Annotated in this window: 21 protein-coding genes; 13 read left to right on the forward strand and 8 right to left on the reverse strand. The window is 42.5% G+C overall.

Features of this window, described 5'->3' with window-relative positions; genetic code table 11:
* Positions 1 to 160 precede the first annotated feature (160 nt).
* The gene (locus KME11_10800) at positions 161 to 640 is read left to right on the forward strand and encodes a response regulator (protein ID MBW4515702.1); all 480 of its coding nucleotides are present in this window, start codon (positions 161 to 163) and stop codon (positions 638 to 640) included.
* 75 nt (positions 641 to 715) lie between these two features.
* Here the strand turns inward: KME11_10800 and KME11_10805 are convergent, their stop codons facing one another.
* The 4 genes from KME11_10805 to KME11_10820 form a co-directional block, all read right to left on the reverse strand.
* On the reverse strand, positions 716 to 2194 hold the full coding sequence (locus tag KME11_10805) for an alpha-amylase (protein MBW4515703.1): 1479 nt from the start codon (positions 2192 to 2194) through the stop codon (positions 716 to 718).
* Positions 2195 to 2314: 120 nt separating this feature from the next.
* A complete protein-coding gene (locus tag KME11_10810) occupies positions 2315 to 2734 on the reverse strand; it encodes a DUF2294 domain-containing protein (GenBank protein MBW4515704.1) in 420 nt (139 codons plus the stop codon).
* A 148-nt stretch (positions 2735 to 2882) separates the two neighbouring features.
* Positions 2883 to 5753, reverse strand: coding sequence for an MFS transporter (locus KME11_10815; protein ID MBW4515705.1), 2871 nt, complete (start codon positions 5751 to 5753; stop codon positions 2883 to 2885).
* A gap of 130 nt (positions 5754 to 5883) precedes the next feature.
* Positions 5884 to 6603, reverse strand: coding sequence for a response regulator transcription factor (locus tag KME11_10820; GenBank protein MBW4515706.1), 720 nt, complete (start codon positions 6601 to 6603; stop codon positions 5884 to 5886).
* A 415-nt stretch (positions 6604 to 7018) separates the two neighbouring features.
* On the opposite strand from KME11_10820, the gene KME11_10825 reads away from it, so the two are divergent.
* The 7 genes from KME11_10825 (at position 7019) to KME11_10855 (ending at position 14043) form a co-directional block, all read left to right on the forward strand.
* A complete protein-coding gene (locus KME11_10825) occupies positions 7019 to 8416 on the forward strand; it encodes a CHASE3 domain-containing protein (protein MBW4515707.1) in 1398 nt (465 codons plus the stop codon).
* A 136-nt stretch (positions 8417 to 8552) separates the two neighbouring features.
* The gene (locus tag KME11_10830) at positions 8553 to 8996 is read left to right on the forward strand and encodes a response regulator (GenBank protein MBW4515708.1); all 444 of its coding nucleotides are present in this window, start codon (positions 8553 to 8555) and stop codon (positions 8994 to 8996) included.
* Positions 8997 to 9012: 16 nt separating this feature from the next.
* Complete coding sequence (locus tag KME11_10835; protein MBW4515709.1) at positions 9013 to 10245, forward strand: response regulator; 1233 nt, start codon at positions 9013 to 9015, stop codon at positions 10243 to 10245.
* Between the two features lie 291 nt (positions 10246 to 10536).
* On the forward strand, positions 10537 to 11700 hold the full coding sequence (locus KME11_10840) for a hybrid sensor histidine kinase/response regulator (GenBank protein MBW4515710.1): 1164 nt from the start codon (positions 10537 to 10539) through the stop codon (positions 11698 to 11700).
* 82 nt (positions 11701 to 11782) lie between these two features.
* Complete coding sequence (locus KME11_10845; protein ID MBW4515711.1) at positions 11783 to 13078, forward strand: hypothetical protein; 1296 nt, start codon at positions 11783 to 11785, stop codon at positions 13076 to 13078.
* 233 nt (positions 13079 to 13311) lie between these two features.
* Entirely contained in the window at positions 13312 to 13584 is a 273-nt protein-coding gene (locus tag KME11_10850) for a GlsB/YeaQ/YmgE family stress response membrane protein (GenBank protein ID MBW4515712.1), read from the forward strand.
* A gap of 189 nt (positions 13585 to 13773) precedes the next feature.
* A complete protein-coding gene (locus KME11_10855; GenBank protein MBW4515713.1) occupies positions 13774 to 14043 on the forward strand; it encodes a hypothetical protein in 270 nt (89 codons plus the stop codon).
* A 219-nt stretch (positions 14044 to 14262) separates the two neighbouring features.
* Here KME11_10855 and KME11_10860 read toward each other — a convergent pair whose 3' ends face one another.
* From KME11_10860 to KME11_10870, 3 genes are all read right to left on the reverse strand, one after another.
* Positions 14263 to 14697 (reverse strand): hypothetical protein, encoded by a 435-nt coding sequence (locus KME11_10860; protein ID MBW4515714.1) that lies wholly within the window; start codon positions 14695 to 14697, stop codon positions 14263 to 14265.
* A 51-nt stretch (positions 14698 to 14748) separates the two neighbouring features.
* Positions 14749 to 15867, reverse strand: coding sequence for a saccharopine dehydrogenase NADP-binding domain-containing protein (locus tag KME11_10865; protein ID MBW4515715.1), 1119 nt, complete (start codon positions 15865 to 15867; stop codon positions 14749 to 14751).
* Between the two features lie 236 nt (positions 15868 to 16103).
* Complete coding sequence (locus tag KME11_10870) at positions 16104 to 16310, reverse strand: high light inducible protein (GenBank protein ID MBW4515716.1); 207 nt, start codon at positions 16308 to 16310, stop codon at positions 16104 to 16106.
* Between the two features lie 375 nt (positions 16311 to 16685).
* Between KME11_10870 and KME11_10875 the strand changes: the two genes are divergently transcribed.
* The 3 genes from KME11_10875 to KME11_10885 all read left to right on the forward strand — a co-directional run bounded on the left by KME11_10875 (position 16686) and on the right by KME11_10885 (position 20801).
* On the forward strand, positions 16686 to 18794 hold the full coding sequence (locus KME11_10875) for a catalase (protein MBW4515717.1): 2109 nt from the start codon (positions 16686 to 16688) through the stop codon (positions 18792 to 18794).
* A 106-nt stretch (positions 18795 to 18900) separates the two neighbouring features.
* A complete protein-coding gene (locus KME11_10880) occupies positions 18901 to 20016 on the forward strand; it encodes an iron-containing redox enzyme family protein (protein MBW4515718.1) in 1116 nt (371 codons plus the stop codon).
* Between the two features lie 95 nt (positions 20017 to 20111).
* Positions 20112 to 20801 (forward strand): SAM-dependent methyltransferase, encoded by a 690-nt coding sequence (locus KME11_10885; GenBank protein MBW4515719.1) that lies wholly within the window; start codon positions 20112 to 20114, stop codon positions 20799 to 20801.
* 359 nt (positions 20802 to 21160) lie between these two features.
* Here KME11_10885 and KME11_10890 read toward each other — a convergent pair whose 3' ends face one another.
* The gene (locus KME11_10890) at positions 21161 to 21571 is read right to left on the reverse strand and encodes a DoxX family protein (GenBank protein ID MBW4515720.1); all 411 of its coding nucleotides are present in this window, start codon (positions 21569 to 21571) and stop codon (positions 21161 to 21163) included.
* Between the two features lie 453 nt (positions 21572 to 22024).
* On the opposite strand from KME11_10890, the gene KME11_10895 reads away from it, so the two are divergent.
* Positions 22025 to 22366, forward strand: coding sequence for a hypothetical protein (locus KME11_10895; GenBank protein ID MBW4515721.1), 342 nt, complete (start codon positions 22025 to 22027; stop codon positions 22364 to 22366).
* Positions 22367 to 22435: 69 nt separating this feature from the next.
* Positions 22436 to 23134, forward strand: a complete 699-nt coding sequence (locus KME11_10900; protein MBW4515722.1) for a hypothetical protein — start codon at positions 22436 to 22438, stop codon at positions 23132 to 23134.
* Positions 23135 to 23229: the final 95 nt, after the last annotated feature.

Below are 23229 nucleotides of genomic sequence, written 5' to 3' on the forward strand. Positions count from 1 at the left end.
AGCTTAAAGTATTCTTTTCCTAAACTAAAACAGAGCAAAAGAACTTCTAACCTTTGGAGAGTGGGCAAAAGCTAATTTTATCTAATCCTGAGCGCTGTTAGATAAATACCTTTTCTAGATTGTTCTAGAGGTCAATTAGTGTTTTTACGGAATTTTGCCGATGATTTTCTCCGAAGAGGTTGTTAATCCCTCTGAACCTTTTGATTTAGAAGGTAGCTATTGTGATTTACCAGAAGCGCTGCTGAGAGACTCAAATCAGCCTTTTGTGCTATGTGTAGATGACAATCCAGATGATTTGTTGCTACTGAGCTATACGGTAGAATTTTGTAACATTGAGTTTATTGGACGAGCTAGCGGCTGGGCAGCCTTGAAGCTGGTTGCGATTCTTCCTCCTGCACTGATTCTGCTCGACATTTTACTGCCTGACTTGAACGGAATAGATTTTTTATATTACCTTAAGCAAAATCCTTTAACTTGTGACATCCCAGTCGTAGCAGTCACAGCTTTAGCAACTTTAAGCGATCGCGCTCTACTTTTATCGGCAGGTTTTGTGGACTATATTAGTAAGCCCTACATGCTGGAAGAAGTGGAAGAAGTCATTCTTCGTCATTTAAAGTCAAAGTCGAACCAAGGTGAATAAAAATTAAAAAGGGCGCAGCTTTTGCGCCCCTAGAGAGATTAAAATGGTCGATCTGCTGACCTAAGATCGACTGACTTAAGTTTGTGGCACCCAGACTGAAACAGAGCCACCTTTACATCGGAACTCTGCCCATCCTTCGTCATTTGTGGTGACAGGTTCATCAATATGCTCAGTTAAATCAACGTAAACCTGATTAGGTTGACCTATCTCCATATATTTGCTGCCATCATCACCATTACTCAAAACCACTGCCACACCGCCTGGATGCTCATCATCGCCTAGCCGTGTCCAGCCAATCACATTGGCGTGATCAAAGTAGTCGTACTGATCGCCATAAGCATAAGTTTGACGGGCAAAGAGGAACTTATCAAGGAGCCATTTATGCTTGTCCAGCCAAACTTCATGCTCATTACCGTCATTGCCTGTGTCCTTATAGTGTGAACCATAATAATCGGCATAGAACACGCAAGGATAACCTTCTCGGCGTAACAAAATTAAAGAGTATGCCAAGGGCTTAAACCAAGATTCGACAACCGACTCCAATGACTGTAAAGGTTGAGAGTCATGGTTTTCAACTAATGTAACCGCCAATGCAGGTTGCTGTTGAACCAGGGTATTGTCAAAAATTTGCCGTAAGTCATAATCATTGCCTGCTTGACTTGCCACATGAAAATTGTAATGAAGGGGGGCATCAAACAGAGTCACTTTACCGTTGGTCGTTTCAACAAATGAATGAAGTGTCTCAACATCATATGACCAGTATTCGCCTACTCCAAAAAGTTCTTTTTGAGTGACGTGGCTAACGTGTGCTAACCATTCCCGAAAGAAGTCTGCGGAGATATGTTTAACAGCATCGAAGCGGAAACCATCTACACCTGTCGTGTTAACGTACCACTCACCCCAATACTTTAATTCACCAGAAACTTCGGGATTATCCATATCCAGGTCGCAACCCATCAGGTAGTCGAAGTTTCCCTTTTCTTGATCAACGTTGTCGTCAAATGATTTGCCTTTTAGCAGGTAGACTGCGTTCTCATCTGAGTTATAGGCATTGTAATCGATCGCGTCAAAGTGCCACCAATGCCATTCCATTGTGGAGTACTTGCCATTACGACCTGGGAAGGTGAAGTGTGTCCAAGCTTTGATAGTTTGATACTCGCCAATCGGGGCATTGCGATCCTCAGGATGAAAAGGGGTAGCTTGTACCTCTTCTTCATGATCTGCACCTAATTTGTGGTTGAAGACCGCATCGGCATAAATCCGAATTCCTGCATCCTGAGCCGCTTTGATGGCTCGGATATATTCATCCTTGGTACCATATTTGGTTCTGACTGAACCCTTCTGGTCAAATTCTCCCAAGTCAAATAAATCATAAACGCCGTATCCTACATCCATTCCACCGCCCGTACCTTTGTAGGCGGGAGGAAGCCAAAGAGAAGTGACTCCAGCTTTTGCTAGATCTTTGGCAGATGCCGTTAACTGGTTCCACAACGAACCATCCGCTGGGCTATACCAGTGGAAGTATTGCATCATGACCCCATTTGTATCAGACATGAAAGCGACCTCTTGCTAAAGATATAAATGACTTGTCTTCATTGAGACAATAATACGAGAAGTCAATACCTTTAAACATCCGTCAAATGACAGATGACGAGGTCAATGAGAAAGGTTCTGTTACGAGGCAGGAGATAAAGACGAAGATGAGGACTTGGCTTTAGCTTTTGTCGTAGACTCTCGAACGGTAGGTTTCTTTGCCAAAATGACAATGATGCCCATGCGACCTGTCTCCAAGGTAGTGTCGCTTAAGATGTCTAGCACCTCAACGTTGAGAACTTCTTGAATTAGATCTTGAAGTTGAGGTCTAATAGCTGCATCTAGGTCTTTACGAACTTGTTGGGCAAGCAGTTCATCGGCTTCCGCTAAAATTTGCTCTGGACGAGTGACTGAGTTTTCTAGGACGATCGTCACTTTTTCATCCATCAGCTGACAGGTTACCTTACTTGGCTGAAGACCTAAATGAGTTCGGTAAAACGTTTGAATTCGCTGGGAAAGTGTTCTCTCAGTTTGACCTTGGGTTGGCGTGTTATCTGTCATTGATAGAATTTTGAATGAACACAAGAGCTAAATAATGGCATATTTGAATATTAGTACAAAAGATGTCCTCATTCCTAGCGTTTCCTTAAGAAGAAAAACAGGAATGAGGACATCTTCTGTGAACTTAGTGACTAAATTACTGACTAAATTAATAGACGATGGGAGATACCGCTAGACTCCCAGCGATCGCTGAAACAATGGCTGAAGTTAAAGCGGTTGCAAATAGCCACCAAGCGGCTGTTGCGGCTGCCTTACGGGTTTCTTCAACCTGTACCTGCGCTTGATACCTAACATCATCTAAGCGATTTTGAACCTGTTGCTGTAGTCGTTCGGCACGTTGTAAAACGCTACTGCGCGCCCGGTCAATTTGTTCAAACACTCGTTCTGCATCTGCTTTGGAAATGTCATCCCGTGAGCTGAGAAGAGCAATTAGAGTATCCTTATCAAACGACGACAGGCGATCGCGCAGAGAATCGAAGCCTGCCTGAGGATCATCAAATAGGGTGCGAACTTCTTGTTTAATACCGTCATAATTTAACTCTGGACGATCGAGAGAATTAAGGTAGTTGCGAACACGATCGAGAACTCTCTCTACCGCAGCTTGGACTTGATGCTGAACTGCTTGCATCTGAGCCATTAACTGATCACGGGTTGCTAGCACCCGATCGACAATAGCGTTTGCCTCTGCCTCAGATAAATCTTGGCGCTGAGAGAGCAGGGCAATCAAGGTAGAACGATCGACATGAGAAAGGCGATCGCCCAGTTTTTCTATTCCTAATCGAGGGTCACTCATCAGCGTTTTCAAATCACGCTGAATTCCTTCAGGGCTTAGTTCTTCCTTTTGCGTATTGCGCAGGTAATCTTCTAAGCCAGTTTTGAAATCCCGTACTTTCGACTGGGTACGAGTCGCTAACCGTCTCGGCGCTTTAAGGATGTTTTGAAGCGTTGATTGATACTGATCAATAATGTTGTTGACCTCTGATTCACTTAAGTCATTGCGTTGACTTAAAAGCTTTACCAGCGTATCCCTATCTAAATGAGAAGCACGATCGCGTAAGCGAGACAAACCCACCTGAGGATCGTCTACTAGCTTCTGTAAATCACGCTGGATACCTTCTGGATTAAGCTCTTCTTTACCCGTATTACGCAAATAGTCTTCAACTCGTTGCCACTGAGTCGATACTCGTGTTTGCATTGCCTGTTGTACACCTTGTGCATCGGCTACTGCCACCTCAAAGGCACGCTCAATTTCAGTAGTAATCTGTGCAACTTCTGTAGTTGTTAAATCATTCCGAGAGTTAAGTAGATCGATTAAGAAATCACGATTAAACGGAACGAGTCGCGATCGCAGCTTTTCAGCCTCTGAGTCTTGCAAAATGGGACGAAGTGATGCACCCAACGCCGGCGAATTAACCAGCCCTTCTTTAGGTGAAGATCGCAGGAAGTCTTCCAACTGTGTTTTCAGGGAATAGGCTTTTTCGGTTTCTTCAATTTCGCTGACTTCGCGTAAGACATCTAAACGTACAGTCTCTAGCGTTTGAGCAAGTCTAGTAATCTGGTCTTGTACAAACACCCCCCGTGATTGCAACAAGTTCGCAAACTCCTGCTGGTTTAGCATCTCCACTTCTCGGCGAACACTACTAGCATCAGCAAACTCATCATAAATAATGGCTCGAAAATCTTTCTGGATACTTTCAGGCGTGAGTTGCCAAGAGTAAGTATTGAGTAAATAGTCCTCAACATCAGCACGAATGACGCTGTAGGGAGCTTCTTTTTTGAGCATTTTGTCTGTCTTCTCACCCAGCGGAGTGCTCTTAATCTGCTCAACCATCCGTCCTACATCTAGATCTGACAGATCGACTCGATTGAGAACAATGCCCATAAGACCACTCAGCAATGCACCTGCCGCAGGTGATTGCGCGCCCTGAGCAGACTGACCTCCTTGTCCAACAGTATTCAGTAGTCCATTCAAACGCTGCCCTAGTTCTTGAGGTAAAAACTGTCCTGTCTTAACAGTTTTGAGATAGTCTGTCACTTCTCTCAAGGGGTCAGGCTTATGCATCTTGTTGATCGCTTGTTGCCAAGCCGTTTCAAGCTGATCTGCAAGACTGTCAACTTCACGCTTAGATAAGTCAGTGCGACTGCTAATGAGGTTAACCAGGGTAGCGCGATCGACTTGACGTAAATCTTCGGGGTTACCGATCGCTCTTAGTTCAGGATCATCTAGTAGCTTCTCGAATTCCTGACGAACGCTTTGAACATCCAACGCGGGAGGACGCAATTTATTAAGATATTCCTCTATATTCTCCCGCAGCGTTTCTGGATCCATGCCTGAAGTTAATTCTCGTCGCACTGCTGCTACTGCCGACTCTGCCGTAGAAACAATTTGATTCTTTGTTGCAGCGGCACCCAGAGCAGCCGTTGCCGTCCCTACAATTGCTTGAAACCCCGAGGTCGCAGTGTTGACTAAAGAGCCAACTAAAGAACCCACAGTAGTTGAGCTAATCCAGACTAACAATGAGAAATAAGCGCCCCAAATAACTAATCCAACAATGGCTCCTAGAAGTGCACTTTGAATTAGCGTAAGCTTAACAGCTAGGAAACATGCAAAAAATAACGCTAAGCTGACACTAATTACTGTCCACAATCCCACGGCTAAACGGATTTTTTTACTGCCGCTTGAGCCATTCTCATCAGGATGGGAGTGATGGGTAGAGTGATGGTCTGAGCGACTGTCTGAATGATTATGAAGTCGCTCATTAGGCTTAGACCAATTACCTAGATAAGAAATGCCAGCAGCCACCGAAAGGTTTGTCAGGAGAAGCTGGAAGCCGAATGCCAAGACAATCCCAGAAATTAAAGCGATGAAAAATTGTGGGCTTGAAAACACAACGGTTGCAGCATTTGGAGCAACAACAGTCCCTGCACTGCCCAAAGGATCCACGGCATTAGGTGGCAACTGAACTAACTGAGTTGCGCCTATCCAAATATCATTTAATAAATTAGGGCTGTTAACCATAATGTCCCTCGCCTGTGCAAAACTAATAAGGCTCATATAATTGAAACCTTATGTACGCATTTAGGCATCTTTCAAAAGAGGGAATCTACGTTCTACAATACTTTATGTAACTCAATGATATGTGACTCAATTATGTGACTAAGCCCGATCGCAAGGCTCTGACAGCAGCTTGAGTCCGATCATCGGCACTGAGTTTATTGAGAATATTACGGACATGAGTTTTGACTGTGCCAATCGTAATATACAGTCGCTGTGAAATGTCAGCATTGCTACAGCCTGCTACTATTAACTCTAAAATTTCTAATTCCCTAGCTGTTAAGGGCGTATTTCCTAAATATGGCTCATAGCCACTGCCTACTGCACTAATTTCGACAGTTTTGCCCCGTGAGTTTGAAGCCTCTGCTGCGACATCGCGCCGAACTTGCCCAAGAATGACACTGGCGATCGCTGGATCTATCCAAGATTGACCCAAAGCTGTAGATTGAATAGCTTCAACTAACTGAGTTACCTGAATATCTTTCATGCAGTAAGAATCTGCACCTGCCGCAAAAGCTGCCAACACAGAATCTTGCCCATCATGCATCGTCAGGATTAAAACCTTAGTACCAAAATCTTCTAACTGAACCTGCCACTGCCGAAACCTGCGGGTAAGCTCGATTCCATCAAGATCGGGCAATCCAATATCTACCATTGCCACATCAGGGCGATAGTTCTGTAAGAGCTGCAAACCTTGGGTAGCATTGGCTGCATCTCCCACCACTTGAATGTTTTCCTGAGCTTGTAAGACTGTTTTAAGCCCAATACGAGTCAAGTCGTGATCTTCAATTAAAACGACCTTGATTTTACTCATTTCTTACCCAGCATTACTACCACTTAGTCTGGCTTTACCTTACAGACAATTACCCCTGTAGCCATCTACCGTCCGGCATAATCATTGACAAACAATCGCTTAGTTACTCTTTAATAGGCTCTTCTTGTAAATAAAAAAGAAGGACTTATTGGAATGGAAAAGTTTTTAAGCTCATTTTTTCCTTTTGTGAAAAGAATTAAGGGTAAGAAAATCTAAGTTTTGTTTAATCATGAGAGCCATTAATACAATCTAACGAGCAACAAGTACTGCTTAAAATCTGTTTACAGTTAAAATCTGCCTATAGATAGATGATAAATTAAGATTTAAATGGCAGTTTTGTCTGGGATAAGTTTGTATCAACTTACTGCAAAAAATAGTGGTTTTGCATCATTCTTGGAGGAACTTTTGGACACGCATGTCACTGCGTCGCCGAGGAGTTCTTGTGATTACGGTTCCCGTTATTTGTTTACTTTTGTTTTTAGGAACCTCTGTTTATTTGCGGTATTCCATGATGGTAGCAACGAGATATATTATTCATACACAGGATGTCTTACTAGAAAGTAGTAACCTTTTAATCTTGCTTCTTAATGCCGAAACGGGTGCTCGTGGCTATAGGAGCACTCGTGAAGAAGAGTTTTTAGAGCCTTATACTAATGCCATGCAATCGTTACCCACCTCAATTAGCAATCTGAAAAAGCTAGTACGAAATAATTCTAAGCAAACGCAACAAGTATTAGTTATAGAGCAGAAAATTCGACAAGAACTTGAGTTGTTATCAGAGGGAATTAACCGTAGCGGAGCATTAACCCCAACAGCAGAGTCTTCTAGCCCAAAGAGCGCTCTTTTGACCCGAGAAAAAGAGATTATGGATCAGCTAAGGTTAGATATTAGCCAGTTTCAACTAGAAGAGCGGCGCTCACTTGAAATTCGTCAACAGTTGTTGAATCAGCAAGAGGAACTGCGGGGCTGGGTGCAACTTGTCATGATTGCCATTAGCATTTTGGCTTCGCTAGCAGCCATTTATCTATTTGACCGTATTGAAAAATCTCGGCAGTTAGGAATTAGAAAGCTGCAAGCGCAATCTCAGAATGTGGCACAGCTAAACCAAATTTTGGCTCAAACCAATATGATGCTAGCCGATCGCAATCAAGAGTTAGATCAATTTGTCTATGTGTCGTCTCATGATTTGAAAGCCCCATTACGGGCGATCGCTAATCTTTCAGAATGGATTGAAGAAGATTTAGATGGACAGCTTCCTGAGGAAGGACAGCGACACATGCAGCTTCTGCGTAAACGAGTTCAGCGAATGGATGCCTTAATTAATGGGCTGTTGGAGTATTCGCGCGTGGGGCGAGATAAGGTTTCTGTAGAATCAGTTAATGTAGCAGAATTATTGACAGAAGTGATTGATTTGTTGGCTCCTCCGCCTAACTTTGTGATTGAAGTTGCGCCAATGCCAATAATACAAACTAGACGATTGTCTTTGAGTCAAGTTTTCTCTAATCTGCTCAGCAATGCTATTAAGCACTGCGATCGCCTTGATGCGAAAATTCAAATTACAGTAGACGTTCGAGATCAGCTTTGCGAATTTACAGTAGCTGATAATGGTCCTGGAATTGCTCCACAACATCAAAAGAAAATATTCACGATTTTTCAAACCCTGGATGCCCGCGATAAAACAGAAAATACTGGAATTGGTCTATCCATTGTCAAAAAGCTTGTAGAGTTAGAAGGAGGTAAAGTCTGGGTAGAATCGCAGCCCGGAGAAGGGGCAAAGTTCATCTTTACTTGGCATACCGCATCCGTACCTTAATAGCGGAGCGATCGCTATACCGACGAGACAGAGCGATTAATGATGTAAGTCTAACCAATGACTGACGTGCCAAGGCACATCGTTTGTATAAAATTAGAAGATAAAAAATTTAGCTTGTAACTTAAACTTTTTTGAAATGTCACCTACCTCTCCTGATAGCACTATCAATATTTTGTTAGTAGAAGACGATGAGGTAGATATCCTTAACGTCAAGCGAGCCTTTAAAAAGAACAAGATTACTAATCCACTGTACTTCGCTGCCAATGGGTTAGAAGCACTAGAGATGCTGCGTGGCACTGACGGTCAGCCTTCTATCGTCCCCGACTATCGTCGCTTAATCTTGCTCGACCTGAATATGCCTCGAATGAACGGCATAGAGTTTTTGCAGGCATTGCGGGCTGATTCTAACTTGAAGTCTATCCCAGTTGTGGTTTTGACTACCTCTGCCGCAGAGCAAGATCGGGTCGAAGCTAGTCAACTTAATATAGCAGGATATTTGTTGAAGCCAGTTCAATTCTCTGAGTTTGTAGAATTGATGGCTGTTCTAAACAAATATTGGACGCTATCGAAAATGCCGTAGGGCAGGTGTGAGGCTCATGGAAGACCAGCTTAGGGTTTTAATTGTAGATGACGACGAGGTCGATCGCCTAACTGTTAGCCGTGCCCTCAAAAAATCTGGCGTTTTGATGGAGCAAGTTGAAGCCACAACTGCTGCGGAAGCGGTTCAGGCGCTGACAACCTCCTCCTTTGACTCTGTGTTCCTCGATTACTCTCTTCCTGATCAAGACGGACTGGAGTTAATTCAGGTTTTGCGAGGCGCAGGCATTAAAGTTCCGCTGATTGTTTTAACAGGGCAAGGCGATGAACAAATTGCTGTTGAGTGTATGAAAGCAGGTGCAAGCGACTATCTATCAAAATCCAAAATTGGGTCTGATCGATTAGCTTCTATTCTAAAAAATGCCGTGCGGGTTTATCGAGCGGAGCTAAAAGCAAACTTAGCCTATCAACAGCTTCAAACAAGCAATGAACTGTTGTCTCAACAAAACGAAGAACTGAAAAAGCAAAAGCAGAAGATCGAGTTGCAGAACTTAGAATTACTTAAAGCTTCACGGATTAAATCTCAGTTTTTAGCAACGATGTCTCATGAGTTGAGAACTCCTATGAATGCTATTATTGGGTTTTCTCAGGTGTTACTGCGCCAGAGCAAGGGAGGGCTTAATATCCATCAGCAAACGATGGTAGAACGAATCTTATCAAACAGTCGAAGTCTTTTAGAGTTAGTCAACGATATTTTAGACCTCTCAAAGATTGAGGCAGGTCGTTTAGAACTTAGACCTGAGCCTTGTGATCTGCTCCAGCTTTTAGAAACAACGATCGGGCAGTTGCGATCTTTAGCAGATGAAAAAAAACTACCGATTCGAGTCCGTTCTACTTTGTCCCATAGTCGGGCTTTTAACGACTCAATGCGCGTTCGGCAAGTGTTAGTAAACCTAATTTCTAATGCTATCAAGTTTACAGATTCTGGAGAAATTTCTATTGAGCTAAGTGAACCGGAACCTGGCAGAGTGGCGATCGCTGTTCAAGACTCAGGAATTGGCATTGCCCCTGCTGACTTAGAATATATTTTTGAGATGTTTCAACAGATAGATCAAACTATCAACCGTAAGTATAGTGGCACGGGGTTAGGGCTAGCGATTACGCGATCGTTAGTGGAAATGATGGGGGGTGAGGTTACGGTTCAGAGCCAGCTAGGGCAAGGTTCGTTGTTCAGAATTGATATTCCTAGATTTGTGCAGAGTGATCCTGGGCTGTCTGGAAGAAGATCTTGAATCAGCAATTAGCTAGCAGAGCCTGAAATTTGTCCTGATATTAGCTCTCCCTAAATAGGTAAGAGAACAGAGTTAAAAGAAGACTTTAAAAGTTCAGTTTACTCTGGCTTAGCGTTAGTTTCTTTGCTCTTGAAACTATCCATCAAAGTCTTTCTGTCTTAACTAAGAGAATGATTTAGAGAAGGGCATGACCTTAAAGTGTGCATATAAATAGAATTCTATCTAAAGAGTGATTGAGTTTTATAATAGACCTCCTTAAGATAGATTGAGGAGTAAACTTTAGGTCATTGCATGTCTTCTACTGAACTGTCCAAAATTGACTCAATTCTAGCAGTTGACGATACCCCAGACAATTTACTTTTGCTGGAAGCCATCTTGTCGGAGGAAGGCTATGACATTCATACTGCGGAAGATGGTGCTAGTGCGCTTAAGCATGTTGAGCAGTCTCCTCCTGATTTGATTCTGTTGGATGTGATGATGCCAGGCATGAATGGTTATGAGGTAACGCAACACATCCGTAAAAATTCTGCCTTGCCTTTTATTCCTATCCTCTTAATTACTGCTTTTGATCATTCTAGCGTTGTAGAAGGGTTAGATATAGGTGCAGATGAGTTTGTCCGAAAGCCTGTCGATCCAGAAGAATTGCTAGCACGAGTGCGATCGCTCCTCCGTTTGAAGCACAGCATTGATGAGCGTGAACTGATGATGCGCCAGAGGGAGGACTTTGTTTCTCGCCTGACTCATGACTTACGAACTCCCCTGGTTGCTGCCGATCGAATGCTGAACTTATTTTTACAAGAGGCATTCTGTGAACTCTCTCCTGACATGAAAGACGCGATCGCTGTCATGGTGCGTAGTAACAAAAGCCTCTTACAAATGACTAACACTTTACTTGAGGTTCATCGTTACGATGCTGGGCAAAAATCCTTAGTAGCCTGTCCCTGTAACCTTTGGCAATTAACCTGTGACGTTATTCAAGAACTTAAGCCTTTAGCTGAAGAGAAAAACTTAGACCTAAAGTCTGACTTCAGAATCCTTGATGGAGATGATGAGATGAGTGTTGTCATGGGCGATCGCCTTGAGCTACGTCGGGTTTTGATCAATCTTATTGGCAATGCCATTAAATTTACCGAACAAGGAACTATTGAGGTGCGCGTTGTTGTTTCGTTAGATGAGAATGATGATAATCAGACTAATGGTCAAGTCAACGCATCAAAACCTTGGATTAGTATTGAAGTTGAAGATACTGGGACAGGAATTGAATCGGATGATCAAATTCATCTATTTGAAAGATTTCGTCCGGGTAAGCATCGCCGCTCTGGTAGCGGTTTAGGGCTGTATTTATCTCGTCGAATTGTTGAAGCGCACTCTGGCAAGATTAATGTTGCGTCTACGACTGGAAAGGGCAGCAAATTTGTTGTAAAACTACCTGCTACAACAGAACAGTTACTCTAAAAATCATCTATCTCAAGACACTTCTCGTTTTCAGTCTTAAGAGGTAGACTGAGCGATGAACTTGCAAGCATGAGGTTAAAGAGTGGACGACATTTTTACACGAGCGATCGCCCTAAAGCAAGACCTGATTGATTTTGTATTAGATGCAGAAGGAGAATTAGCGACTTCTCTAGAATCTTACAGTGCTACCCAGCTTGCCCAAGTTGCTCAGTCGCCTGCTCAAAATTTAATGCCCTATGAGATGGTGACAGAGTCTTTTTTAATTACAGGAAAAGTAGGTAATCAAACGCCAATTGATTTGTTTTTAGAGCACGAACCTCAACTTACAGAAAGCGATCGTCAGCTACTTAAGCAGTGGCATCGTAGTTTTCCAGGCTTATTTGTAGTGGTTCAGGTTTTGCCTGGTGGATTAGAGTTAATGAACTGGTTGACTGCGAAGCATTATCAGGTTCAGATCCCTGAAGCTCAATTGACAAGGTTGACATCTGGAGAAATATTGTTGACTTACCTTACTCCTGTCACAGATCAGGAGTGGATTTGCTCCAAAATCGTTGGCTTGGGCAAGTTAGGTAAACCTAAGCTAGCAGTAGCGATCGGTAATTTCAAGCAGTGCTATGGCAAATATTTATACAGTGACGCGCCAGAGCTATTGACTGAAGCATGGCGATCGGTAGAGCAATACCACCAAGATTTCGTTGATTTCTTTAACACTGATGAATTAACCTTACCCGGATACCAATGGGCAAAGCAACTAACATCTTTTCAAGAAGTGCTGACTCAACGGCGGTTAGAGGCGGCGGGTATTGATAGCTCTAAAACACTTTCGCAACTTGCTGAAGAAGCAGGACTGCCGCCAGATGAAGTTGCAAAGGAAATCTTGGGGACAGAGCAATTGACAGAGCAACCACCTGCCAAGATGGTCAATCCAACTGTTGAGTTGCCTAACTCCCTTAAGAAAGCAGCGCATGTTACAGCACTAACCCATCCTCGTTGGGGACAAACTTTTCTAAGCACCTACTCGGAGCTAAAAGCTACTCTCGAATCACAGCAGCTAGAGCCTACGACACAAACTCTTATTCTCCAATGTCTTCGAGATCCCCAGGTAAATGCCCATATCTGGTACAGATTGGCAGAGCAATATCCTGTCTCTTTAGAAAAGGCATTGCAATTTGCTTTAGAGCGTTCTGACTTCAATCTTAAAACCGATCTCGATCGACTTCTGCAAGAATTCAATCAACCGTTAGAACCGATCTTACCTGAGATTGCAAGCGTGCCGTTGCATCTCCACAATCTGTTCCAAGAAGCCTTGTTAGAAGTTGGTAAGGATAAGTCTAGAAGTAAGGTGAAGCGTAAGACAGCCATGGGTTTTCAACCTTAAGTCTAGGCTGAGATTTATGTGAGATGATTGGGATAAGCTATGGCATACAGTACTGCCGTACGTTTCTCCTATTTCTGAGAGAAGGTTTAGAGAGAAGATAACTTGGAGCGTCTCAACAGCAGACTATTCTGTGTTCAATTCATCTCCTGTAAATCTATCTCTTAAGGCAGAAGAGGCAACAAAATAGTTTCGGTATAGTTTATTTACAAGCAAAGTTTTTGAGGGTCTTAACTATGAATCTTATTGCATGGATTATACTTGGAATTTTGGCAGGAGCAATTGCTAAGGCAATCTATCCTGGTTCTCAGGGTGGTGGAATTTTAGGAACGATAATTTTAGGAGTTATTGGTGCATTTATTGGAGGAAGCTTATTGACCTTCTTTCAGACTGGAGCGGTTCAGCTAACTGCTACCTCTCTTAGTATTCCTGGTGTATTCGTTGCAGTTCTAGGAGCTATCCTTGCTGTCTTCCTTTGGAATTTGATTACTCGCAGCAGAACAGTTTAAGAATACTAATTTGTGCCCATGGACAAAAGTTAGGTAGGGCAACTGAACGTATCATGTTGCCCTTTTTAATTGATAGGTTTTATCGAAAGAGTAGGAGTGTTTTGAGTGCAATACTTTTTGTCGAGTATTAGATCAGTTTACAAGGCTTTTATCGTTACCCTTTTAGTAGGCTTCATTAGTTTTTCTGGCATGTTTAATGGCGGTGTGCAATCTGCATTCGCTGAGGTTTCCACGCCCGAGCAGGCACTTAAAGAAATTCAGAAAGATCAAGCTGCGGAAAGTCCAACTAAAGCCTACAACGAGATGACAAAGATCGTCGAAGATCCTAAAGTAGGAATAGAAAGGGAATACGAGAAGAAAGAGCAAGAATACTTTAAAGATCACCCTGAGGAAGGGGGATTGGTTGAGCAGGCTAAAGAGTTAGTGAATAAAGTTACGGACTCCAATGATGAAAAGTAGCTTTGCTCCCGTTAGGCGTGTATATCTAGTAAACGTACACAATTGCTGAGTTGAAAATATTAGCTTTAGAAGCTCTTTGTTGCAGGTAAAAATCATGAGGCGATCGCTCAGCAGTTAGGAGCGATCGCCCTTTCTTTATTTATATTTTGGTTTGGTAATCCGGTAACCCATAACAGAGCCGTTCAGCGGACTATTTAGTGAGCCTACCTATCAACTTCCTTATCTAGAACAATAATCAGCACAATCTACAGCTTCTACAGTTAGAGCTTTAGAAGGGTGAACTGCACAAGGAACATAGGAGTTACTAGAAAAGTAACGACATTTTCCACAGGGGATTGCCTGTTTAGTAAGAATAGATTCCTTTTGTTTTGCCGCTTGAAGCCCAGAGATAGGTATAACTTTTTCAGATCTAAAGAATGAGATTAGTAAAGAGGTAAGTAAAGCAAACCAGCCTATTAAAGGAATAATGAGCAAACTATTTTGAGCAAGATCAGATTCGTACAACTGATCAGTACGGCTAGGTAATTCACTTTCTGCCGATGACTGCACTATCATAGACTGGCTGGCAGTACTGATATAACCACTATTCACTAGTGTAAAACCTTCGTCTGTTTTATAAAACAGGTTAGAGTCTGAAAAAGTGTAGCTGTGCATGTTACTTTCCTTCAATAAGTAATAAAACTGCATACTCAAAAGTCAGTTTTTTCAAAGCCAAGCTTGGTTAATTGCTAAGCCACGGCTTCGCATCATTTCCTCAAACAATTCTGTGCTTAGAGCTTGCTCAACTGCCCAAACGCCGGGCTTAACCAGTTGACCAGATAAAATACACTGAGCAATACTACCTGTCCCCTGACCTGTAGCCACAGCCGCACTTTCATGTATAAAGTTACTACACTGTCGAACTGATCGCCCCTCTTTTTCTCCAGTGATCTCTGACCGAACTGCTACCCCTGTACCGCTAAAGCGATCGCTAATACCTGTCATTCTGTGACTAATCTGAGCTAAAAACTCAATTGCTCTAGGATTCTGCATAAGTTGCGCGGGAAACCAATGAGCTACTATCCAAGTTAGATGGTTATAGAAGTCTGGTACAGAGCCGAATTTTGTAATCACAGTTTCTACAGGAAAACTATTGACTAAGGTGAAAGATTCAGGCATATCAAACCAGTAAACGCCTGCCCGACCAAAAGGAGCCTGAAACTCAATTATTTCTCGGTCAGTATAAGGATTCACAGATTGCCATCGACCTTCTATCCACGCCTCAAAGGGTTGCTGAAGACTCAAAAATGTTGTGCGCATAACGGTGACTCCTGCACCGCCTGACCCACCCACAACATAACTGAGGTGAATCTTACGAACAGTGTCTAATTGTTCTACTCCCTGCCGTACCATACTATTAGAAATACCTGGAAAAACACCGGAGTTGATCACGGCAGTCACGCCTGAAGCAATCGCCATTTCATGGAGAGATAACGCTTTTTGAGTGAAGGTGCGATCGTCACTCACATCAATATAAGAAACCCTGTTTTCAATACAGGATTGTAATATCCAAGTATCTCGCTGGCGGAAGGGTCCTGCGCAATGAACAACAAGGTCACTTTGGGCTATCACTGTTTTTAATTTTTCATACTCAAGTAGATCCAGTGTGATATAACTCACTCGCGATCGATCGTGGTCTGTTGAAAATTGTTCTGTTAAGAAAAGATTTGAATTAGGTTTACGCCCAGTAATGACCATATTTGCTGAGGTATGAGCCATTAAGTCAGCCAGGACACAACTACCAATTCGTCCTCGTCCGCCAATAACTAAGACTCGCTTTTCCATAAATATTTACTCTAAAAAAGCAATCTTTCAATGTCTCCATGAGCCGAGCTACTCTAGAATTGTGATGCATTGCCAATCTAGCGACATTCACTTATCAAATTTCAGTGTTTCCTTGAGGTGGGAGCTTAGAAACTTGACAACTTTATTTTAACCTGGGTTCTAAACCTTAAGTTAGAAGTAACAAGACCTAACTTCTTTAGAAGCCAGGTCTTGTTACCTTGTTGTTGCCTATTTATCTACTGTACTGAGGAAGTAGATAAGTGCAGCAAGTCTCGTACAACACTAACGCCGTTCAAATCCCAAAGTAGATAAGCAAGAAATCCAATCATGGCAAAGCGCCCGTTCCACAACTCTGCCTGGGGTGTGAACCCAAACAGAAAAGCGTTACGATCTTGACCATTATAAGCATCGGTAATAGCAGGACGCTCGGTTGTAGTTTTCATGTTGGTACCTTCTAGATTAGTAAAAAGACTGCTCGAATCGCATCCTTGGTAGACAGCTTTAAGCTAATTGTTTCAAAGTATTAATGTTATCTGTCTATAGTATTAAACCTAATTTCTTATTGCAGCAGAAGGGTTGTATAAAAGTAAACATCTCTACTTAGCACGACTCTAAGTAAAGCCTTTGCATAAAAATAAGAAAGTTCTAGAGGGTGGTTCCTCTCTTGCTTTAGAGGGATGCGATCGCTCCAGCGAATTTGTAGATTACTCATGCCTAGTAGTTTGTATACGTAGAAACAGAATGTGTGATTACATAAATCTGCTTACCTGCGCATGACGTTAACTTAAAAGCAGTTCTAAATCGAAGGCTGAATTACCATGTCTCAGAGAAATCAGGTTAATGAAGGCACTAAAGATGAAAATCTTGAAATTTATCGAAAAGGGGCAGGTGAGCAGCTAACAACTGACCAAGGTGTCAAAATTGACGATACTGATAACACCTTGAAGATAGGTGAGCGAGGTTCTACTCTACACGAAGATTTTCAATTTCAAGAAAAATTGGCGGCGTTCGATCGTGAACGTATTCCTGAACGTGTGGTTCATGCAAGAGGGTCAGGTGCACACGGATACTTTCAGCCCTATGAGTCAATGGCAGAGTTTACTAAGGCAAAGTTTCTGCAAGATCCTGCGGTCCAAACTCCAGTTTTTGTCCGGTTTTCAATTGTGGGCGGCTCAAAAGGCGCAGCAGACACAGTGCGAGATGTCCGGGGATTTGCAGTTAAGTTTTACACTGAAGAAGGTAACTACGATATTGTAGGTAACAATATTCCTGTCTTCTTTATTCAAGATGCTATTAAGTTTCCAGATATCATTCATGCTGTTAAACCTGAGCCCGATCATGAAATGCCTCAGGCTTCCACTGCACATCCAAGCTTTTGGGATTTTATTTCGCTTGTGCCAGAATCTACGCACATGATTATGTGGTTGTTGTCCGATCGCACTTTGCCTAGAACTTATCGAACAATGGAAGGTTTTGGAGTTCATACCTTTCGTTGGATTAATGCAGAAGGAAAGTCTAGCTTCGTTAAATATCATTGGAAGCCTGTTGCAGGAGTCCATTCGCATACATTTGATGAAGCCCAAAAAATAGCCGGCACAGATCCAGATTTTCACCGTCGCGATTTGTGGGATTCCATTGAGAAAGGTCATTACTTAGAATACGAGCTAGGCGTGCAAATTGTTGCAGACGGAGAGGAATCGAAATTTGACTTTGATATTTTGGATTCCACTAAGATCATTCCAGAGGAGCAAGTTCCAGTTCGTATAATTGGGAAAATGGTGCTCAATCGCAATCCCGATAACTTCTTTGCAGAAACGGAGCAAGTTGCCTTTCAGCCTTCTAATGTAGTGCCTGGAGTTGACTTCAGTGATGATCCACTATTGCAGGGTCGCCTCTTCTCGTATCACGACACGCAGCTGCATCGCTTAGGCAGTCCTAACTTCAATCATCTGCCCATTAATCGTCCGGTCTGTCCTTTCCACAACAACAACCAGGATGGACGAATGCAAATGGCAGTCAAAACAACACGTGTGAACTACTCGCCGAACTCTTTAGGGGATAACCGTCCTGCCCCTTCTCCTGATGTAGAGCAAGCTTTTGTGCATTATCCTGAACATCTGGAAGGCACCAAAGTTCGGGAGCGTAGCCCTAGTTTTAGTGAACACTTTAGTCAGGCAACGCTTTTTTGGAACAGTCTTTCAGCGATCGAAAAAGATCATCTAGTTGAGGCATCGCACTTTGAGCTAGGTAAGGTTAGCCAAACAGAAATTAAACAACGGATGCTCGATCGCTTTAATACAGTTGACCATGAGTTGGCAAAACGAGTTGCAGAAGGACTAGGAATGCCTGCTCCTGAGAAACCTGTCAGTTCTAACCACGGACAAAAGTCAGAGGCTCTGAGTCAAGCAAATACAGCAAAGGGTGCCGAAGGTCGTAAAGTCGCAATTCTAGCGGCAGCAGGGGCAGATGGAGCACAACTGATGGCACTTAAGCAGGCATTGAAAGAAGTAGGAGTTGAGGCTGAAGTTGTGTCAAAGTTTGGCGGTAAGATTAAAACAGTAGAGGGTCAAGAGGTAATGGTTGATAAAACCTTTTTGACATCTGCTTCGGCGATGTTTGATGCAATCTATGTGCCAGGTGGTAAGGCAAGCATTGAGGCATTGAAATCATCTGAAGATGCCTTGCACTTTGTGAGGGAAGCCTTTAAACACTGCAAACCTATTGCGGCAACCGCGGAGGGAGTAGATTTATTGCAAGCTTCTGGTTTAACGGGTGTTTCGTTAGGCGACTCCTCTGTGCATGATGATCAAGGGGTCGTAACAGCTGGTAAGGCTGATGTTAGCCAGGTTGTCAAACCGTTTGTTCAAGCGATCGCTCAGCATCGGTACTGGAATCGTTTAAAAGCGGTTGAGGTTTCTGTTAAGTAGGGGTAATACCGATCAGGAACGGTTCTCCTATTGCTTGTCAAAGCAGACTGGGGAACCGTTATGAACAACTGAGTATAAGTCTGAATTGGAGTTTAACTATTGCATTATGATTACGAGTGTAGATAATAGGTCTAAATTCTCAAGAACTACTGACGTGTTCTCAACCTATTGCAGCGTTTCTGATTATGCTGAGGCAGAGCAACAGTTTATCCAATTGCTTAATCTAGATAATCTAGATCAGCAGATCAGCCAGCAGCCTAGCTTAGTCAGAAAGTTTGAGTCAAGTTTGACACAGGCAATTGAGTCTGCTTGTAACAACGACGTTGCAGACGATGCTGCTTGTTTGTTTTTACAGCGTATTCTGTACCGAATTAATCGCTTGAACCTGTTTTGGTATGATGACCTACAACACTATAAGAACGAGCGGTCTTACTATTTGCAACAGGTACGCGATCGCATTGAGACAGTTTGGCAAAACTGGGAAACTTCACACTTTGATATTCAGCAATATCAGGAGTTGGACGTAGAGCAAGCTTTAACAACGCGCGCTGAAGTAGATTTAAATCCGCCTGTAACAGAAAGCAAGCGCTACTTGTGTGAAACTTTAACGTTTGAAGGATATCGCTGGCTCTTGGCGATTGTGTCTTTAGATGGGCTAGTTGAAGCGAGCCGAATGTCTCGGATCTTAGGAGGCGCAAGCAACGAAATCCAGGCAATGCTGATTCGTGTGTTGATGGAGGAATATGGAAACGGACGCTTCAACCGTAAGCATTCCACGTTTTTTGCTCAGATGATGCAGGAAGTAGGTCTAAACACAGAGCCAGAAGCATATTTTGATCAGGCTCCATGGGAGTTACTAGCGGGCATTAATCACAACTTTCTGTTGACCGAACGTAAACGCTACTTCCTACGCTACAACGGTGGGTTAACTTATTTTGAGATTGTAGGACCCTCAATCTATCGAGATTATATGGCTGCTGCTGGTAGGCTAGGGCTGTCAGATGCTGCTATGGGCTACTGGGAGTTGCATATTCGTGAGGATGAACGTCATGGACAATGGATGTTGCAAGAGGTTGCTTTTCCATTGGCAAAGATGTATCCCGCTAATGCTTGGGAGCTTGTATTAGGCTATGACCAAGAGAAGCTAATTGGCGATCGGGCGGGAGCAGCTATCATCAACACAATTCAAACAGCTGAATTATCAAGAAATCAAGTTTTATGAAGAAGGCAGTCATGAACACAGTGAAACTCAACTCGCCTAAACCTAGTCTATCTAGAACAGGATCGCCCGAACTTAAGTCATATTCTCCTGATGATGTGTTCTTCTGTCCTGAAGAATCACAATTTTATTCTCAATGCCTTGAAAAAATGATATTTAATCGGTGCGAACCCTTTGAGCAGGTCATTGAGTTTGGAACAGGTGATGGTACTCCTGTGATCAGCGGTTTGTTAAAGACAAGATTTGCTGGAACTATTTACGGTTATGAACTTAGTAGTTCTGCCTATGCAGTTGCTCAAAATAGGATTAAGCAGTATCAGCTTAGCGACAAATACAAGATTCATAATCAGTGTTTTTTTGAAGGGTATGAGTCAATTAATGCAAATTACTTAATTGCCAATCCTCCTTATATCCCTTCACCTGATGATTCCATTTATATGCCTGCCCTCCATGGAGGAATAGATGGTGCCACTATTACTAACAAGTTGTTATCAGTAGGCTGTCAAACTGTTCTATTGATGGTGTCGGCTTACTCTAACCCTGTTGAGACTATTCAACATGCGATCGATGAAGGATATAGTGTTATTGATTTCATGGTCACTCCATTGCAGTTTGGTTACTATAGCTCAGAGCCTAAAGTGAGAGATTGGATTACCAAACTGCGAGAAGAAAAGAAGGCATTTTACTCGTCTAATATTTATTTCTTAGCAGGTGTTTTATTTCAACGAAAAACTGTTGGAAAGACGGACTTATCATCTGAGCTAATTAAAGTAATTACAGCTTTGTAGGTAGCAGATTGAAGTGCTGCTAAGCTTAGATGTATTTATCTTTCTTATAGTAGAAAGAAACAATGTGGCTCAAAGTCCTTCTTCAAAGAAGAGGAACTTTGATTAGAATAGTAATATCTTACTAAGATTAGAATAGTAATATCTTACTAATGACCTAGAGATGCTACAATCTTTAGTTTTCAAACAGTTAATCTAAAGGTTCTAGGAGGATGTCTGAGAAGTATCAAAGATTCTTACACTCGCCCCCCAGCCCCCCATTTTGGGAGACTTCCGAGCCACTCCTTCTTGAAAGTCCCCCAAAATGGGGGATTTAGAGGGCAGGTTGAATCGCAATCTAGACTTCTCAGACAACCTCTAAGTTATTTAGTGACTTCTCTTGAAGTGGAAGACTTAAAGGACGGCTTTGTATACCACCAGGCCCAAGCAATTAGCACTGCCTGAAAAGGTAGTCTTAACCAATAAAGCCAGGGATAATCGGGAATTCCTTCAATAGAAATACTATTTATGGCTTGATTAATGTTGGCAGGAAAGACAGCAATGAATAAGGCAATTATTCCCCAAGCAGCCGCTACGCTGACCGAAGGAACTAGTAAGCTCAGTCCTCCTAAAATCTCAAAAAAACCACTAATATAAACTAGCCCCAATGGTGAAGGCAGCTGTGGTGGAACGATCCTAGCGAATTGTTCAGGCTTTATAAAGTGAGTGATGCCAACTATGGTTAAAGAGACAGAAAGAATGACTCGAAGAATTTCTTTTCTATTTACAATCATTAGACTACGACTTTGAAGGTTACAAAATTTTCTACGAAATCTTAATCTTATATGTTACTAACGTTTCATTACAGCAGATATAAAACTTTTCTGACAGAGTATCCCTATAGTCTTCCTCTTAAAGACTAGTGAAGGCTTGAGTCTTTAGTCTAACAGAGTGTTTCTCGGAAGAAGGGGGTTAATTTTTTATAGGAAAAGAGAAAAACAGCCACCTATTAAAGTTCTAGAAGAGTGATATACGGAGAACTTTAAGCATTGTCTAAAGTACTTCCTTTGAAGGAGGTAGAAGAAAAAATTTTTACATAGATTATTAATATGACTTAAAACATGTTGCCAAATCAGCAACATCGTCAGACGGCTTGGCAAAAGCTTAAGGCAACACTTAATTTTCCGGAGGTTACTGTGGGTAAAGAACCATTTTCTCCAGTTAGACGTGAAGAAGAAGATAAACGCATGGGAGCCAACGATCGCGTTGTCAGCCAACCTATGTCTGCACAAGAGGTTGATCCTCAACAGAAGAGAGAGCATCACGAAGCATTCTCTGAGGGACAGCAACCTACTATTAACCCAGGCGATCGCATTGACGAGTCTAAGACATTGCAAGAAAAGTCAGAGCAAGTCGCTGTTCATGCGCCAGATATCACTGGAGAATATATTGTAGTTCCGACTTACTTTGTATTCAATTGCCCTGATGGAACTCAAAAAGCACTTCATCATGTAAAGGATGCAGATGCTATTTCAGATATGATTCGGCAAGCTAGATTAGATGAAAATGGCAATCAAATTTGGTGCTAAATTCCGTACTTACTGAATCATTATTGGCTCTCATTGACTTTATTGTTTATTTCTGTAGAGGATGATGTAATGAATAGAAAATTTTCTCAGTACAAAATGCTTTTAATAGGGTTGTCTGCGATCGCCTTTGGTGCGGTTGCAAACTCTGCCTCTGCTGAAACAAACTCGCTCTCTGCTGAGATGGACTCCATAGGAAATAGTCAGTCTCAAGCTTTACCTGTTCTTGAGATTGAATCCTCCTCCTCGCCAGCGTCTCTGCCAGAGACAGTCAGTGAAGATGCTGTATCTGTTACAGGAGAGGCTCAAACAGAAGATATTCAAGTTGCGCAAGCTCCTATCATTCCTGGTCGCAGCACTCGTTCAGGACCTAGCTACATTGGTATTGGCGGAAACATTGGACTAGGAGGAGATACAACGTTAGGCGATAGTGGTTTTGCAGTGATTAGTAAGGTTGGGCTGACCCGTAATTTGTCTACTCGTCCTTCTGTGGTCATTGGCGGTAATGATCCAACCGTATTAGTTCCAGTCACAATAGATTTTCCAATCTCATCTGTTGCTGAAGCAGGTGAAGTAACCCTTGCGGCTGCTCCTTATGTAGGGGGTGGTATCGCCATTTCTACAGGCAGTAATAGTTTGGTTCGACCCTTGATTTCTGCTGGAGTAGACGTACCTGTTGCATCTCGCGTGACCGCAACAGCGGGGGTTAACTTTGCCTTCTTTGACGATACTGAAATTGGCTTGATCCTAGGAGCAGGTTACAATTTCTAGGTTTTATCCTAACTGAACCGACTTTTGTCTGTGCGGTAGTGGAGATTTTCTATTTGCTGCAATATAATGCTCTATGACAATATGAAATTCTCTAA

This window comes from Timaviella obliquedivisa GSE-PSE-MK23-08B (genome assembly GCA_019358855.1).
In the GTDB taxonomy this organism is placed as follows: Bacteria; Cyanobacteriota; Cyanobacteriia; order Elainellales; family Elainellaceae; genus Timaviella; species Timaviella obliquedivisa.

Bases quoted from the DNA above. Each gene is read 5' to 3' on its own strand.
- KME11_10800 (MBW4515702.1), top strand. From the start codon at position 161: ATGATTTTCTCCGAAGAGGTTGTTAATCCCTCTGAACCTTTTGATTTA.
- KME11_10805 (MBW4515703.1), bottom strand. From the start codon at position 2,194: ATGTCTGATACAAATGGGGTCATGATGCAATACTTCCACTGGTATAGC.
- KME11_10810 (MBW4515704.1), bottom strand. From the start codon at position 2,734: ATGACAGATAACACGCCAACCCAAGGTCAAACTGAGAGAACACTTTCC.
- KME11_10815 (MBW4515705.1), bottom strand. From the start codon at position 5,753: ATGGTTAACAGCCCTAATTTATTAAATGATATTTGGATAGGCGCAACT.
- KME11_10820 (MBW4515706.1), bottom strand. From the start codon at position 6,603: ATGAGTAAAATCAAGGTCGTTTTAATTGAAGATCACGACTTGACTCGT.
- KME11_10825 (MBW4515707.1), top strand. From the start codon at position 7,019: ATGTCACTGCGTCGCCGAGGAGTTCTTGTGATTACGGTTCCCGTTATT.
- KME11_10830 (MBW4515708.1), top strand. From the start codon at position 8,553: ATGTCACCTACCTCTCCTGATAGCACTATCAATATTTTGTTAGTAGAA.
- KME11_10835 (MBW4515709.1), top strand. From the start codon at position 9,013: ATGGAAGACCAGCTTAGGGTTTTAATTGTAGATGACGACGAGGTCGAT.
- KME11_10840 (MBW4515710.1), top strand. From the start codon at position 10,537: ATGTCTTCTACTGAACTGTCCAAAATTGACTCAATTCTAGCAGTTGAC.
- KME11_10850 (MBW4515712.1), top strand. From the start codon at position 13,312: ATGAATCTTATTGCATGGATTATACTTGGAATTTTGGCAGGAGCAATT.
- KME11_10855 (MBW4515713.1), top strand. From the start codon at position 13,774: ATGTTTAATGGCGGTGTGCAATCTGCATTCGCTGAGGTTTCCACGCCC.
- KME11_10860 (MBW4515714.1), bottom strand. From the start codon at position 14,697: ATGCACAGCTACACTTTTTCAGACTCTAACCTGTTTTATAAAACAGAC.
- KME11_10865 (MBW4515715.1), bottom strand. From the start codon at position 15,867: ATGGAAAAGCGAGTCTTAGTTATTGGCGGACGAGGACGAATTGGTAGT.
- KME11_10870 (MBW4515716.1), bottom strand. From the start codon at position 16,310: ATGAAAACTACAACCGAGCGTCCTGCTATTACCGATGCTTATAATGGT.
- KME11_10875 (MBW4515717.1), top strand. From the start codon at position 16,686: ATGTCTCAGAGAAATCAGGTTAATGAAGGCACTAAAGATGAAAATCTT.
- KME11_10880 (MBW4515718.1), top strand. From the start codon at position 18,901: ATGATTACGAGTGTAGATAATAGGTCTAAATTCTCAAGAACTACTGAC.
- KME11_10890 (MBW4515720.1), bottom strand. From the start codon at position 21,571: ATGATTGTAAATAGAAAAGAAATTCTTCGAGTCATTCTTTCTGTCTCT.
- KME11_10895 (MBW4515721.1), top strand. From the start codon at position 22,025: ATGGGAGCCAACGATCGCGTTGTCAGCCAACCTATGTCTGCACAAGAG.
- KME11_10900 (MBW4515722.1), top strand. From the start codon at position 22,436: ATGAATAGAAAATTTTCTCAGTACAAAATGCTTTTAATAGGGTTGTCT.